General features: G+C 41.0%; 17 protein-coding genes. 9 read left to right on the top strand and 8 right to left on the bottom strand.

Annotated features, from left to right (window positions below):
- The first annotated feature begins 136 nt into the window (after window positions 1-136).
- From D7Z94_RS04920 to D7Z94_RS04930, 3 genes are all read left to right on the top strand, one after another.
- Complete coding sequence (locus D7Z94_RS04920; RefSeq protein WP_120710389.1) at window positions 137-499, top strand: hypothetical protein; 363 nt, start codon at window positions 137-139, stop codon at window positions 497-499.
- Between the two features lie 88 nt (window positions 500-587).
- The gene (locus D7Z94_RS04925; protein ID WP_147415827.1) at window positions 588-860 is read left to right on the top strand and encodes a hypothetical protein; all 273 of its coding nucleotides are present in this window, start codon (window positions 588-590) and stop codon (window positions 858-860) included.
- 189 nt (window positions 861-1,049) lie between these two features.
- Window positions 1,050-1,673: a thioredoxin family protein gene (locus D7Z94_RS04930; protein ID WP_120710391.1), complete on the top strand. Its 624-nt coding sequence runs from the start codon at window positions 1,050-1,052 to the stop codon at window positions 1,671-1,673.
- On the opposite strand, the gene D7Z94_RS04935 is transcribed toward D7Z94_RS04930, so the two are convergent.
- The 5 genes from D7Z94_RS04935 to D7Z94_RS04955 form a co-directional block, all read right to left on the bottom strand.
- The gene (locus D7Z94_RS04935; RefSeq protein ID WP_120710392.1) at window positions 1,650-2,381 is read right to left on the bottom strand and encodes a hypothetical protein; all 732 of its coding nucleotides are present in this window, start codon (window positions 2,379-2,381) and stop codon (window positions 1,650-1,652) included. The two genes, D7Z94_RS04930 and D7Z94_RS04935, sit on opposite strands and share 24 nt — an antisense overlap.
- A gap of 80 nt (window positions 2,382-2,461) precedes the next feature.
- Window positions 2,462-3,169 carry a tRNA pseudouridine(55) synthase TruB gene (gene truB / locus D7Z94_RS04940; protein WP_120710393.1) on the bottom strand — a complete coding sequence of 236 codons (708 nt, stop codon included), beginning with the start codon at window positions 3,167-3,169 and terminating at the stop codon, window positions 2,462-2,464.
- A gap of 45 nt (window positions 3,170-3,214) precedes the next feature.
- Window positions 3,215-4,009 carry an undecaprenyl-diphosphate phosphatase gene (locus D7Z94_RS04945; protein ID WP_120710394.1) on the bottom strand — a complete coding sequence of 265 codons (795 nt, stop codon included), beginning with the start codon at window positions 4,007-4,009 and terminating at the stop codon, window positions 3,215-3,217.
- Window positions 4,010-4,011: 2 nt separating this feature from the next.
- Window positions 4,012-4,281: a DUF3098 domain-containing protein gene (locus tag D7Z94_RS04950; protein ID WP_120710395.1), complete on the bottom strand. Its 270-nt coding sequence runs from the start codon at window positions 4,279-4,281 to the stop codon at window positions 4,012-4,014.
- A gap of 8 nt (window positions 4,282-4,289) precedes the next feature.
- Window positions 4,290-5,168, bottom strand: a complete 879-nt coding sequence (locus D7Z94_RS04955) for a cell division protein FtsX (RefSeq protein WP_120710396.1) — start codon at window positions 5,166-5,168, stop codon at window positions 4,290-4,292.
- A 111-nt stretch (window positions 5,169-5,279) separates the two neighbouring features.
- Between D7Z94_RS04955 and leuS the strand changes: the two genes are divergently transcribed.
- The 4 genes from leuS to D7Z94_RS04975 all read left to right on the top strand — a co-directional run bounded on the left by leuS (window position 5,280) and on the right by D7Z94_RS04975 (window position 9,832).
- Window positions 5,280-8,147, top strand: a complete 2,868-nt coding sequence (gene leuS, locus D7Z94_RS04960; RefSeq protein WP_120710397.1) for a leucine--tRNA ligase — start codon at window positions 5,280-5,282, stop codon at window positions 8,145-8,147.
- 68 nt (window positions 8,148-8,215) lie between these two features.
- The gene (locus tag D7Z94_RS04965; RefSeq protein WP_120710873.1) at window positions 8,216-8,470 is read left to right on the top strand and encodes a SemiSWEET family sugar transporter; all 255 of its coding nucleotides are present in this window, start codon (window positions 8,216-8,218) and stop codon (window positions 8,468-8,470) included.
- A gap of 161 nt (window positions 8,471-8,631) precedes the next feature.
- Complete coding sequence (locus D7Z94_RS04970) at window positions 8,632-9,327, top strand: zinc metallopeptidase (protein ID WP_120710398.1); 696 nt, start codon at window positions 8,632-8,634, stop codon at window positions 9,325-9,327.
- A gap of 73 nt (window positions 9,328-9,400) precedes the next feature.
- The gene (locus tag D7Z94_RS04975) at window positions 9,401-9,832 is read left to right on the top strand and encodes a GNAT family N-acetyltransferase (RefSeq protein WP_120710399.1); all 432 of its coding nucleotides are present in this window, start codon (window positions 9,401-9,403) and stop codon (window positions 9,830-9,832) included.
- On the opposite strand, the gene D7Z94_RS04980 is transcribed toward D7Z94_RS04975, so the two are convergent.
- The gene (locus tag D7Z94_RS04980; RefSeq protein WP_120710400.1) at window positions 9,829-10,299 is read right to left on the bottom strand and encodes an Lrp/AsnC ligand binding domain-containing protein; all 471 of its coding nucleotides are present in this window, start codon (window positions 10,297-10,299) and stop codon (window positions 9,829-9,831) included. The two genes, D7Z94_RS04975 and D7Z94_RS04980, sit on opposite strands and share 4 nt — an antisense overlap.
- Window positions 10,300-10,435: 136 nt before the next feature.
- Entirely contained in the window at window positions 10,436-11,809 is a 1,374-nt protein-coding gene (locus tag D7Z94_RS04985; protein ID WP_120710401.1) for a saccharopine dehydrogenase family protein, read from the bottom strand.
- Between the two features lie 71 nt (window positions 11,810-11,880).
- Here D7Z94_RS04985 and D7Z94_RS04990 point away from each other — a divergent pair, with 71 nt between their 5' ends.
- Together D7Z94_RS04990 and pckA are read left to right on the top strand one after the other, a co-directional pair.
- Complete coding sequence (locus D7Z94_RS04990; protein ID WP_394347407.1) at window positions 11,881-12,282, top strand: DUF423 domain-containing protein; 402 nt, start codon at window positions 11,881-11,883, stop codon at window positions 12,280-12,282.
- Window positions 12,283-12,312: 30 nt separating this feature from the next.
- The gene (gene pckA / locus D7Z94_RS04995; RefSeq protein ID WP_120710402.1) at window positions 12,313-13,929 is read left to right on the top strand and encodes a phosphoenolpyruvate carboxykinase (ATP); all 1,617 of its coding nucleotides are present in this window, start codon (window positions 12,313-12,315) and stop codon (window positions 13,927-13,929) included.
- Between the two features lie 66 nt (window positions 13,930-13,995).
- Here pckA and D7Z94_RS05000 read toward each other — a convergent pair whose 3' ends face one another.
- On the bottom strand, window positions 13,996-14,742 hold the full coding sequence (locus tag D7Z94_RS05000; RefSeq protein WP_120710403.1) for a uroporphyrinogen-III synthase: 747 nt from the start codon (window positions 14,740-14,742) through the stop codon (window positions 13,996-13,998).
- Window positions 14,743-14,745: the final 3 nt, after the last annotated feature.

Genomic DNA, 14,745 nt, shown 5'->3' on the forward strand with positions numbered 1-14,745 from the left:
GTGTTTAACTAAGTATTGCTTTCAAAAAAAGGTATGGATGTTTACCTTTGTAGTATTATTAAAGTAAGTAAAATAAGATCCCAGAAAAGGTTTTCAACATGAATCGGTAACCTACGACCATTTAAAAACCGGATGAATGAAAAAGGAAATAATACTACCCTTTCCCGAATACGATAAGAACGATCGAATAAGAACCAACGTTGATAGTGAAGAAATTCCGATTAGGCCTGGAATGCTATTTAAGTTAGGTAGGCCCTCTAACTTGTACTATGAGTTCATTTACGCGTCCTTACATTTTGACAGGCATAAGTTATCGGACTTAAAGGAATTATTAAAGTTCCGCGGAACGGAGGTTCAGGTGGTAAGCATTTTAAAAATGAAAGACGGCAGTACTATAGCCGCGTTGTCCAGAACCGACGATAAAGCATTTTCCGAAAGCATCGCAAAACTCTTTGCCGATGTTTCAAAAAGCATAAGGGCTAGGGAACTTCTTGGATAGACCTTACGAAATCTACTTAAAACCATCTCAATAAAACTTTATATACAATAATTTATAATAGACTATGATCAAGAATAACTATAAAAAATTGTCACTAGCATTAACAGCTAGTTTGTTTTGGGCAATCGGAATAAACGGACAAATAGTTGATACCTCTCTACTTAATGCCGATTTGGATATAAATACGATAGCTTACATTGAAGATGAGGAATCCATGGACTTAAATTTTGACCCTTATTTTTACTTGCCCGAGAATTTTAATCCGTATTATGGAATGGTCTTGGAATTGGACGATATTATTTACTTGGAATGTGAGGAAGAAACAGGCCTGGATTCGGGACCGAGTATTCTTCTACCATAACATTATGAAAAAGAAGGTAATAACGGACAAAGGCTCTCCAATTAATCGGGGGCCTTTTGCTTTTTAATGCTTTTGAAAGGCAAAAAATTGGGGTTTGTAAGTATTGTTTCTTTTTATCTACCAATGTAACCCAAGTTACTATTTCTAAATAATGAGACTGGTAATTTTGTCCTATTAAACAATGCTTTTATGGAAACAGTTATGTACAAAATCGCACAGGAATTGATTCAGGAAAGTTTACCAAGGGCCATTTCTTATAAGGAATATCGGGCCAAAGTAAGTGAGTTAGCAGCTGAAGGGAAATCCACAGGGCCAAAGCAGACTGAAGCCCTTGCTAACTATACCGTACTTAACGATAAACGCATGAAGCGTTTTGACAAAACTGTGAAGATAGATGAAGAAAGTACGACTAAAATTTTGGAGATTGGAAAGGAAATTACATTTCTGGTGCTTACCGAAAGCTGGTGTGGTGATGCTGCCCCCACGCTGCCTGTTATGAACAAGATATCGGAATTAAATCCCAATATCTCCCTAAAGATTTTACTGCGTGATGAAAATCTCGAGCTTATGAACCATTTCTTGACCCACGGCACCCTTTCAATCCCAAAACTGATTATTATTGAGAATGCCACCGGAAATGTATTGGGCGATTGGGGTCCAAGACCCAGCACGGCCACAGAAATGGTCCAGGAATTCAAGGAAACATTTGGAGCACTTACCTCGGAGTTCAAACAGGATTTGCAGATGTGGTATAATAAGGACAAAGGGGTCACTACTTTAAAAGATATTCTAGCGAACCTTCCCTTGAAATAAATAGGTAATCGTACCTTTTTGATTCGTTTTAGAAGAAGAGTTGAACTTTGCCTTTAACGCATAAGTAATAGCATTGTCAACCAAACACCCATTGGAAGTACCTGAACTTTTTGCGTTAAAGTGAGCTTCAATAACATTGCCTAGTGCATCTACTTTAATATTGATGACTACTTTTCCACCTTCTATGCAAGTGTAAATTGGTGGTGGAAGTTTATAATTGTTGCGTCCAACCAAAGAATAGGAAACAGAAGTTCTTCTTTTAGCCAAATTGTTAGTAAACTCTTTTTTTTGGGCCTCTTTCTCTCCTAATAACTGTTTTTGTTCCTCTCTTTTTTTTGCCAGTTCTTTTACGCGTTCCACATAATCGGAATCCGATAGCAAATCCGAGGGGTCTTCAGTATCCGTGGTCGCTTTTTGTTCCTCCATGAGTTCCTCCAACGTTTTAAGAGGTTCCGGGTTCCCATAACTGGGTTTTTCACTTTCGTTAAAAGCCATGTGACTTTTTATAGGGTCGGCTTCTTGCAGCTCCTCTAATTTTTTTTCTTCTTCCTTGATCAACTCTTCCAAAACCTCTTGATCCAGTATCATTTCTACCACATATTCCTCCGCTTGCTGTTGCCCCAAATGGATATTGTAAAGCCCCAACACTACGATGGCCATAGTGAAAAAGGTAATGATAAAGGATAATTGTTGACGGTTTAGATCCATAACGCTATAACCGATATTTCTTTAAAATATTTTAAATTTTCGTTGAACGGGGATACCAACCCCTACAAAAAAACCTATTTTTAGCCATTGTTTCCAAGAAGCTTTTCGCTAAAAACAACCGGGTCAACGGCTTTATTTACGTTGTAATCCCCTATTTTGGTTCTTCTTAAGCTTGATAAATATCCACCGGAATTCAACGCCTTACCAAAATCTTGGGCCAAGGAGCGAATATATGTACCCTTGCTACAGACCACTCGAAATTCCAACACTGGCAAATCCATAGCTCTAATCTCAAATTCGGAAATGACGACTTTTCTTTTGTTAATTTTTATTTCCTTGCCGCTCCTTGCATATTCGTACAGTCGTTTTCCATCTTTTTTTAAGGCAGAAAAGACAGGTGGGCGTTGCTCAATTTCACCAGTGAATTTATCCACCGTCAAATAGATTGCTTCCTTGGTTATATGATCGATTGGGAACACCTGGTCTATTTCAGTTTCCAAATCATAGGATGGGGTTGTAGCACCAAGGGTGATAGTTCCAACATATTCTTTTTCTTGACCTTGCAAGCTCTCAATTTTCTTGGTGAATTTTCCGGTACAGATCAACAAGAGTCCTGTCGCCAAAGGATCCAGCGTACCTGCATGCCCTACCTTTATCTTTTTAAGGTCGAACTTTTTCCGTACGGCCCATTTGATTTTGTTTACCGCTTGGAAAGACGACCACCCTAAGGGCTTATCAATTAAAAGAAGCTGCCCATTTAAAAAATCTTCTTTGCTAAGAATATCCATTTTAAGATTTCTTTGGAGTCTTTACAACAATGAGAATTTATGTATTCAACCCCAAAAACTGTACCCAATTGCCAAAAGACCAACAATTAGGCAATAGATTGCAAAATAGGTGAGTTTACTATTCCTTACCAATTGAATCATCCAGGTGCATGCCGCCAAACCTGCAACGAAAGCTGCAACAAAGCCTACACCCATGGCCATGATATTTTCGCTTTGGAAATTAAGTTCCCCACTCATAACGTCCTTGGCCATTTTGCCAAAAATTAAAGGAACTACCATTAAAAAAGAAAACCGGGCGGCCTTGGTTTTGTCCACTCCTAGCAGTACAGAAGTGGCTATGGTTGCACCGCTTCTTGAAATTCCGGGAAGCATGGCAACAGCCTGGGAAAGACCTACGATAAAGGCTTTTGGGAAATTTACCTTTTTGTTCGTATCCTTGGCCTTGTCGGCAAAATATAGCAAAACAGCTGTAATCAACAACATAAAGCCTACAAATTGGATGTCACCTCCGAAAAAGGCCTCCAATTTTTCTTCAAAAAAAAGACCAACAAATGTGGCAGGGAGCATGGAAACGATTATTTTAAGCGAGAATTGGGTTTCCTCGTTCCACTTAAATTTGAAAAGACCGGCCAAAATTTCCCAGACATCCTTTCTAAAGACTACAATGGTGCTTAAAGCAGTAGCGAAATGGAGCACTACGGTAAACAGAAGGCTTTCTTCCGGGATGGAGTTGTCCCCCAATATGGCCTTGCCCAATTCCAAGTGGCCACTGGAGGATACCGGGAGAAATTCTGTCAATCCTTGAATAATGCCTAGGATAATAGCATCAAGTGTGTCCAAAATTAGTTTCGCTTCTTATGCGGATTCAACAAAATGGCGTATACTTCTATTCCTAGTCCAATGAGCACAAGGGTGGGGGCCAAACGAATTCGTCTAAAATTATAGATATCCTCATTAAAAACATTGGGGTCATCGCTTCCTCCTCCACTCATTAAAATGAAGCCTAGCGCAATGAAAGCTATCCCTATGAACATGAACAGGTAGTTTTTTCGTTGAAATATAAATTCCGGTTTTGGTGGTTGTACTGCTTTACTCTTCTGATTTTTGCCCATATACAAATTTAATAATATAATTCGTCTGTTTTAAGATTTAGAAAGCGCTGTGTTGCAAAATAGGTGCTTATGAACGAAATAAAAATTCCAAGGACAAAAACACTACCAAAGAGTCCTATCAACATGGAGCTATCCCTAAAAAGTCCTAGTTCTGGAAAGTTTTTGTCCAAGTATAACAAAGCTATAATCAAAACCATGAGCGCCAATAGCGCACCCAACATTCCCAATTTTATATTGGTCCATATAAAAGGTCTCCGAATAAAGGTTTTGGTAGCCCCTACCATTTGCATTGTTTTGATAATAAAGCGTTTGGAGTAAATGGACAATCGTATGGAACTATTAATGAGCAGAACGGCTATAAAGGTAAAAATAGCGCTGGCGACTAAAATCCAGAAACTGACCCTTTTCACATTTTCGCTTAAAAGACCTACCAACGGTTCGTCGTAACTTACTTCATCCACATAATTTTTTGCGGTAAGTTCTGCCGCTATTTCTTCTATTTGAAGCGGCGAAACAAAGTCTGCGTTGAGGTTTACATCAATGGAATTTTTGAGTGGATTATAACCTAAAAAGTCCAAGAAATTTTCCCCAATTTCCTCGCTATGGTTTTCCGCGGCCTCTTCCTTGGTAACATAGGTGGCGGATTTGGTGTATTCCGCCATGGCCAAACTCTTTTGCAGTTGATCTATTTCTACTTCCTTGGCGTTATCCTTTAAGAATACGGATAAAGTAATTTGTTCTTTAAAATGATTTGCCATTTTATTGGTATTAAGCACTAAAAGTCCTAGAACCCCTAAAAGAAATAATACCAAACCAATACTCAATACCACGGAAAAATAAGAGGAGATCAGCTTACGTCTTTGGTACTGTTCAAAGGATTTGCCCATAGCTATTTATCAATGGTGTAAAAATAGGAAAGTAAATTGAATAAACTTATTTTTGCCCATACACATCAGACCTGTTAGGTTTCTATAACCTGACAGGTCTAAAACTGAAATATGAAATACAATTTCAAGGGAATTGAGGCCAAATGGCAGGAACATTGGGCGAAGCATAAGACCTTTAAGGCCAAGAATGATTCTGAAAAAGAAAAATTCTATGTTTTGGATATGTTTCCTTATCCTTCGGGGTCAGGATTGCATGTTGGTCATCCCTTAGGTTATATCGCCAGTGATATTTATGCACGGTATAAGCGTCATAAAGGTTTTAATGTTTTACATCCTATGGGCTATGACTCCTTTGGATTGCCTGCGGAGCAGTATGCCATCCAAACCGGGCAACATCCGGCGATAACCACAGAAACCAACATCAAGAGATATCGGGAGCAATTGGACAAGTTGGGTTTCTCCTTTGATTGGAGCAGAGAAGTACGCACTTCGGACCCGAGGTATTACAAATGGACGCAATGGATTTTTATCCAGTTGTTTAATTCATGGTACAATATCGACGCGGATAAGGCTGAAGATATTGTCGATTTGATAGCATCATTTGAAAAGGACGGCAACACGAATGTAAACGCATCTTGTGACGAGGATACGCCAGAATTTTCGGCATCGGATTGGGCGGCCTTTTCATCAAAGGAAAAACAGGAAATACTGCTCAAATATAGACTAACGTATTTAGCGGATGCCGAGGTTAACTGGTGTCCAGCATTAGGAACCGTTCTGGCCAACGATGAAATCGTAAACGGAGTGTCGGAACGAGGGGGTCACCCCGTTATCCGAAAAAAGATGACGCAATGGAGTATGCGCATCACTGCCTATGCCCAACGGTTGTTGGATGGACTCAAAAAAATAGATTGGCCCCAGCCCCTTAAGGATTCGCAGACCAATTGGATTGGGCGATCGGAAGGTGCGAGTGTAAAATTCAAAGTTCAAGCTTCAACATTGGATAGCGCTTTACACCCTGAATCTGAAACTGGGAAGGGTGAAAATTGTATAGAAGTTTTTACCACCAGACCTGATACCATTTTTGGGACGAGCTTTATGACCCTGGCACCTGAACATGAATTGGTATCCAAAATAACCACTTCGGCACAAAAAGCTGAAGTGGAAGCCTATGTAGAGGCTACGGCCAAACGCTCCGAACGAGATCGCATGGCAGATGTTAAATCCATTACTGGGGCTTTTACGGGAGCCTTCGCCGAACATCCTTTTACTAAAGAACCCATTCCTGTTTGGATTGGGGACTATGTACTGGCCGGTTATGGAACCGGGGCGGTGATGTCCGTTCCTTGCGGGGATCAGCGCGATTATGATTTTGCAAAACATTTTGGTATCCCCATTCCCAATATTTTTGAAAATGTGGATATTTCGGAAGAGGCCTTTGCCGATAAGGAAAAGACCATTATTGCCAATTCGGATTTTCTCAACGGACTAAGCTACACCAAGGCGACCAAGAAAATCATTGCGGAACTTGAAAAAATCGGAGCGGGGAAAGGCAAAGTGAATTATCGGTTGCGTGATGCCGTTTTTAGCCGTCAGCGGTATTGGGGAGAACCTTTTCCGGTCTATTATGATACAGAAGGGATTCCTCAAACAATCGGAGAAAAATACCTCCCTTTGGAATTGCCTGAAGTAGAAAAATATCTTCCCACGGAAACTGGGGAGCCACCATTGGGAAACGCGACCCATTGGGCCTGGAACATTGAGACCAACAATGTGGTCGGGAACAATTTAATTGACCACAAAACCGTATTTCCGTTGGAACTAAATACCATGCCTGGCTGGGCCGGGAGCTCCCAGTACTTTAACCGTTATATGGATCCGCTTAATGGCGATGCGATTTTTTCTCAGGAAACCATCAACTATTGGCAAGATGTGGATCTCTATATTGGGGGAAGTGAACACGCCACAGGGCACTTACTATACTCGCGGTTTTGGCAGAAGTTTATGTTCGACAAGGGTTTGGTCCCCGTGGACGAATACGCAAAGAAACTCATCAATCAGGGAATGATTACCGGAACAAGTGCTTTTGTCTTTAGAGAGGAAGGTACGGGTAATGTAATTTCTAAGGGATTGGTAAAAGATAAAAAAGTAATTCCAATACATGCCGATGTCTCTTTGGTTAATTCGTCGGATGAATTGGATATCGAAGCTTTTAAAAAGTGGCAACTAGAGTACACGGATGCACAATTCATCTTGGAGGAGGGTAAATACATTGTAGGACGTGAAGTCGAAAAAATGTCCAAGTCGAAATACAATGTGGTCAATCCTGATGAAATCTGTGAGGAATACGGTGCGGACAGCCTGCGTCTATATGAAATGTTCCTAGGCCCCTTGGAACAATCCAAACCTTGGAATACTGCCGGGATTACGGGAGTGCATTCATTTCTAAAAAAGTTATGGCGGCTATACCATTCCGGTGCCGAAGCTACATTTTCGGTTTCGGATATTGAACCTTCAAAGGAAAATCTAAAGACTTTGCACAAAACCATCAAAAAAGTGGAAGAGGATATCGAGAACTTCAGTTTCAATACCTCGGTCTCTACTTTTATGATCTGCGTTAATGAGCTTTCGGCCCAAAAGTGTACAAGCCGCAAAATCTTGGGACCGCTGGCCATTTTGATATCGCCTTATGCGCCACATATTGCAGAGGAGCTTTGGCAAGGACTTGGCCATACCGAAACTATTTCCCATGCATCGTTTCCAAAATTTGAAGAGCACTATTTAGTGGAGAGTAGTAAGGAATATCCCATCTCTTTTAACGGGAAAATGCGCTTTACCTTGGAACTACCTTTGGATATGGGAAAGGAAGATATTGAGAAATCGGTGATGGCCCATGAAAAGACCCAACATCAATTGCAGGGCCGTACGCCCAAAAAAGTCATAGTAGTACCGGGAAAGATTGTGAATATCGTGGGATAAGAATATGTCCTTGTGTTGAATCCTTTATTCATGAGTCATTCCATTTGAATTTATCATAAAAAATGACCATGAACCACATCGAAATCATTGGACTTGTTGCGGCCACTTGTACTACATCGGCCTTTGTGCCACAAGTTTATAAAGCATGGCGATATAAATCTACTAAGGATGTTTCCCTGTCCATGTATTTGGTTATTGTGCTGGGTACCATTCTATGGTTCATATATGGAGTATACCACAACAGTATATCCATAATGCTTGCGAATGGGATTACAGTGGTTTTGGCATTTTTGGTGGTTTTATTGAAAATACAACATAAGTAAATCAATTTAGCGTACATTTTGTCAGGATTTGTCACCCTGTCCAAGCCCAAAACCCTTTCTGGTTACATTGGCGGGGTTTTTGCACGATAAGAGGAAAAGTCATTTCCGTGAATAGGGGAATCTTTTTTAACTTTAATACGAATATTTAAAATTGAGAAGTTATGATGGGATATTATATATTAATTGGTGCCATTGCCCTGATAAGCTGGCTAGTAAGCAATAAACTTAAAAGCAAGTTCAAGCACTATTCCAAAGTGCACTTGCAGAATGGAATGAGCGGGGCCGAGATTGCAGAAAAAATGTTGGCGGATCATGGTATCCGTGATGTAAAGGTGATCTCTACCGCCGGGATGCTTACCGATCACTACAACCCAAAGAATAAAACCGTTAATTTAAGCGAAGGGGTCTATAGTCAACGTAATGCAGCAGCGGCCGCTGTTGCCGCACATGAATGTGGTCATGCGGTGCAACATGCCCAGGCTTATGAATGGTTGACGTTGCGTTCCCAATTGGTTCCTGTAGTCAGTGTTACCTCTGGCATGTCCATGTGGGTGGTTTTCGGAGGTTTAATGTTAGGTGCAGCTGCTGGAGTGGGCTTCGGATACTGGGTTGCCGTAGCTGGATTGGTTATGATGGCTATGGCCACACTGTTCAGTTTTGTTACCCTACCTGTGGAGTACGATGCCAGTAAAAGGGCCTTGGTATGGTTACGACAAAAGAATATGGTTACTCAACAGGAATACAAAGGTTCCGAGGATGCCCTAAAGTGGGCTGCCCGTACATATTTGGTAGCTGCTATTGGTTCCCTGGCTACGTTGGTCTACTGGGGACTACAAGTTTTTGGTGGCAGGGATTAATTTCCATCTAATAATTTAAAGATAAGAACCTGTCTTGTACAATGAACTTGGCAGGTTTTTTATGTAAAGGATTATGGAAGAAAACATAACCATACGATTGGCCACAATTGAGGATTTACCAGCTTTGCAAAGTGTTGGAGAACGGTTGTTCGATTATCCTATCAAACCGAATCGCACCATTGAATTTCTAAAGGACAAGAGGCATCATTTGGTATTGGCCTATCATAGAGATGTGGTAGTAGGGATGGCCTCGGGATTGCATTATGTTCATCCCGATAAAGACCCCGAACTTTTTGTTAATGAAGTTTCGGTTTTGGATGAATTTCAGAGAAGGGGTATCGGCCGTAAATTAGTGAGATTTTTGGTGGAATACGGCAAGGAATTGGGATGTAAGGAAGCTTGGGTAGCTACAGAGAAATCAAATATTGCGGCTCAAAAGGCATATTTGGCTGCTGGCGGTATTCTAGAAGATGACCCTTTTGTGCTCATTGAATTTAAATATTAAATCGAAATTTGGCGGTCGATTTGTTGAGCCAAGGAAATAAAGGTTTCCGTTCTTGAGACGCCTTCAATTCGTTGTATTTCCTTATTGAGTACATGCATTAAATGTTCATTGTCCCGGCAAAGTACCTTTATGAGTATGGACCAGTTTCCTGTAGTATAGTGGCATTCCAAAACTTCCGGTATTTTTTCCAATTGTTTCACAGCTACCGGATTGCTCATCGCCTTATCCAAGTATATACCAATGTACGCCATGGTGGTGTACCCCATAACTTTGGGATTGATGATAAATTTAGATCCCGCCAATAATTTGGAAGCCTCCAATTTCCGCAGGCGTTGGTGTATGGCGGCACCGGAAATACCAATATTCCGAGCAATTTCTAAAATGGGTTTACGAGCATCTTGCATAAGAAATCTTAGAATTTTCTTGTCGATACCGTCTATTTTTACTTTTTCGTTATTGGATTTCATGGTATATGTTTCAATTTGAAGATAAAACTACGAAACCTGTATAAATAGATAACCTCTTCGAGCCTTTAATCTTCTACAAAAAAGAGAAAGTAGTTCTCAAGTAATACTATGGATAAATCATCAAAATGCAGAAGTCCTAACTTGCCACGGAATCCGGATTGTACCCTAGGTAGGGCACCTCAAATTCCTTAAAAATGACGCCTAACGCGCTGAGTTCGGAAAGAATGGGTTCATAGATTTCCTTGTTAATAGGAATCTGTACTCCTGGAGTCTTTATTTCTTTGTTCAATATCAAAAGCGTAGCTATAGCTACGGGAAGTCCTACTGTTTTCGCCATTGCGGTATGACTATGATTTTCTCCGATTACTACCATATTGGCATCTATTTGCCGTTTCTTTCCAGATAGTTCATAGCCAAATTTGTGGTACATAACGATCATATCCTTGTCATCTTTGGTCAAGGTCCAACTGTCTTCTAGAATTCTTTGTAGAACCTGTGCGGGAGTTGCATTCTCCTGGGAGATGGTCTTTTTTGCACTAAAAAAATCCAATTCCAGTAATTTCCCCCAAATGCTATCATCCTGATCTATCTTTAAATAGTGCCGTAATTTAAGCTCTACTGAATCTGTTGGGGAATAAGGCAGAAACAGATTAACAAATTCGCGATAAGACATGCCTTTGGAGTTTTCAATGGTATAGCTATCGTCGGTCATTCCTAACTGAACGAACATGTTCCATGCTTTGGAAAATCCCACCCTGCGCATAGTACCCCTATAGAGGGTTAGTACATCTTCTAGTCCATAGGCTTTCCGATAATCCAGGGAATCCCGGTTGGCATAACCTTCAAAACGCCCGTACCCTTCTATCTCGAAGAACTCCGTTCTTCTAAAAAGTTTATGATAGGGAATATATTTGTACGTCCCCTCTTGGATGAATTTCGCCGCACCACCTTGTCCGGCCAGTACTACATTTCTCGGATTCCAGGTAAACTTATAGTTCCAGAGATTGGTATCGCTCTCCGGTGCTACCAACCCTCCGGTAAAGGATTCGAACAATAACATTTTTCCTCCTTTTTGCCTAATTCGATCTATGACCTGCATAGCACTCATATGATCTATTCCTGGATCTAGGCCCATTTCGTTCATGAAGACCAAGCCCTTTTCCTTAACCTTTTTATGTAACGCCCGAATTTCAGGACTAATATAGGAGGCCGTTACCAGATGCTTTCCAAAGGCGAGACAATCCTTGGCCACATTGTTATGCATGCGTGCTGGGAGCATGGAAACTACAATATCAGAATCTTCTATGACCCTTTTTCTATCGTCTTCCCTAAAAATATCGAGTTGTATTATGGTACAGGAAGGATGTTCCTTTACCGATTTGGAAATGCTATCGGGGTTCAAGTCGCCAATGGTGATATGTAACTTCTGGGAGACCGCTTTTTCCAAAAGATAATCCAAAAGATAGGCAGTGGATTTTCCCGCACCGATAATCAATATTTTTCGCAACATAGGTTTTACATCGTTAGTTTTGCAAATAGAACGAAATACTAAGGTATCAATTTGTTACATTTATAAAAAAAATGACCAATGAAGTTATGAACAGAACAATTTTTTTGACGGGAGCGGTTTTAGGATTACTCGCGGTGCTACTGGGCGCCTTTGGGGCACATGGTCTGGGAAAGTTAGTGGATGTTAATGCCATCAAAACTTTTGAGACCGGGGTAAAATATCAAATGTACCATGCGCTTTTTCTATTGATATTAGCGAATGTATATAAGATTCCGGAGCAAAAGAAGAAATGGGTGTTTTATTGTGTCCTTGTTGGTGGGATTCTATTTTCCTTCTCTATATATGCCCTGGCGACAAACGGTTTAACAAGTTTTGATTTCAAGTCGATTGCATTTTTGACCCCGATTGGCGGTACCTTTTTTATACTGGGGTGGATACTTTTGGCCTATTACGGTTTCAAGAGTTTAAAATAGACGACTTTTAATAATAAAATATTGGTTTGAATGGATATATCGAAACCTAATTCAGAATCTATTTCCCTTAAGCGTTATGGAATTACCCATAATGACATAAAATATCAGCTAAGCCCTTCAAGTCTTCATAGGATTACCTTGGACAAGAATATGGGAACGGAAGCCTCATCGGGAGCTTTGGCGGTAAACACCGGGGAATTTACCGGAAGGTCACCCGACGATCGATTCATCGTAAAGGACAGTATCACTTCGGATAAAATTTGGTGGGGTGGTATCAATATGCCTTTTGAGCCTTCCGCTTTTGATAAGCTCTATGATAAGGTCATCGCTTATTTGAACCACAAGGAACTCTACGTGCGCGATTGCTATGCGTGCTCTGATGCCAACTACCGAATGGATATTCGGGTAATTACGGAATATCCGTGGTCCAACCAATTTGTGTACAATATGTTCATCCGGCCTACCGAGGAAGAATTGAAGAATTTTGAACCGGAATGGACGGTAATCAATGCGCCGGGATTTAGGGCTATCGCAGAAGAAGATGGTACGCGGCAACATAACTTTGCTATATTGAATTTTTCACGAAAAATTGCCTTAATAGGAGGAACAGGTTATACAGGAGAGATTAAGAAGGGAATTTTTTCTGCGCTCAATTTTATCCTTCCCGTATATAAGAATACGTTACCGATGCATTGTTCCGCCAATGTGGGAAAAAAGGGGGATACCGCTATTTTCTTTGGGCTATCGGGAACCGGGAAGACGACCTTGTCCACGGATGCCACCCGAAAATTGATCGGTGATGATGAACATGGTTGGAATAATGAAAATGCCGTGTTTAATTTTGAGGGAGGATGTTATGCCAAGGTAATCGATCTTTCCCAAGAAAGTGAACCCGAAATCTATGGTGCCATCAAGAAAGGAGCGATTCTGGAAAATGTGGTTATGAATGACAAGGGTGAAGTAAATTTTTCCGATGTTTCCATTACACAGAACACCCGTGTGAGCTATCCTCTGTATCATATTGAAAACGTTCAGCGTCCATCCATAGGCCATAACCCCAAAAACATCTTTTTTTTAACAGCCGATGCCTTTGGTGTACTCCCACCTATTTCAAAGCTGACTCCTAGCCAGGCGGCATATCACTTCATTTCTGGGTATACCGCCAAGGTAGCTGGAACCGAAGCTGGTGTGGTAGAACCTATCCCCTCTTTTTCTGCTTGTTTTGGCGCTCCCTTTATGCCCTTGCATCCGGCAAAATATGCCGAAATGTTAAGTAGGAAAATGACCGAGGCCGGTGTAAACGTTTGGTTGGTGAATACAGGATGGACCGGTGGATCCTATGGTGTGGGTACGCGAATGAAATTAAAATATACACGGGCTATGATTCATGCTGTTTTGAATGGCGATTTGGGATTGTATACCTATGACGCCTATCACATCCATTCTGTGTTCGGTGTGGCACAGCCTAGGCAATGCCCGGGAGTCCCGACCAGTGTTTTGAGTCCTCGTGCAACCTGGAACAATGATGAAGCCTATTACAAGACCGCTTTTAAGTTAACGAATGCATTCCGTGAAAACTTCAAGAAATTTGAGTCCCATGCTAGTGAGGAAATACGGAGAGGAGGACCACAGCGATATGCCTTTTAAAAAACCTGAATATCCAGAGTTCAAAAAGGAATCGCACTTAAGCCTCGAATTCTTCCAAAGGGCCTTTTACTTTTTGTTTACCGTGGTAATATACTTCTGTAAAGCCATGGTCATGGAAGGTGTTTCCGGGGTTGGAGCCTTAATATCGATACGAAGACCGGCATCGGTGGCCGCTTTAACGGTAGAGTTTCCAAAGACTGCGATACGCGTATCGTTCTGTTCAAAATCGGGGAAATTCTTTAATAGGGACTCTATGCCGGACGGACTAAAGAATACCAGGACATCATAGTAAACGTCGCGAAGATCTGATAAGTCACTGATTACTGTCTTATAGAAAATTCCTCGGGTCCAATCTATACCTACTTTGTCCAAAGCTTCAGGGACGGCTGGTTTAAGGGTATCCGAAGAAGGAAGTAGAAATTTTTCTTCCTTATATTTTTTGAACAGAGGAACTAGCTCATTAAAAATTCTCTTGCCTACATAAATTTTACGCTTACGATAAACGACATATTTTTGCAGGTAATAGGCTACGGCCTCGGACTGGCAAAAATACTTCATGGTATCTGGCACCTTAAATCGCATTTCCTCCGCTATCCTAAAAAAATGGTCCACCGCATTGCGGCTGGTAAGTATTATGGCCGTGTAATTTTTTAGGTCTATTTTTTGACGACGAACACTCTTTGCATCAACCCCTTCCACATGAATAAATGGCCTGAAATCTACCTTTACTTTTTCCTTGTCAATAAGTTTTGAGTATGGGGAGTTTTCCATTTTCGGCTCCGGCTGGGAAACCAAAATCGTCTTTACTTTCATATA

The sequence above is a fragment of the Ulvibacterium marinum genome, assembly GCF_003626755.1.
GTDB lineage: Bacteria > Bacteroidota > Bacteroidia > Flavobacteriales > Flavobacteriaceae > Ulvibacterium > Ulvibacterium marinum.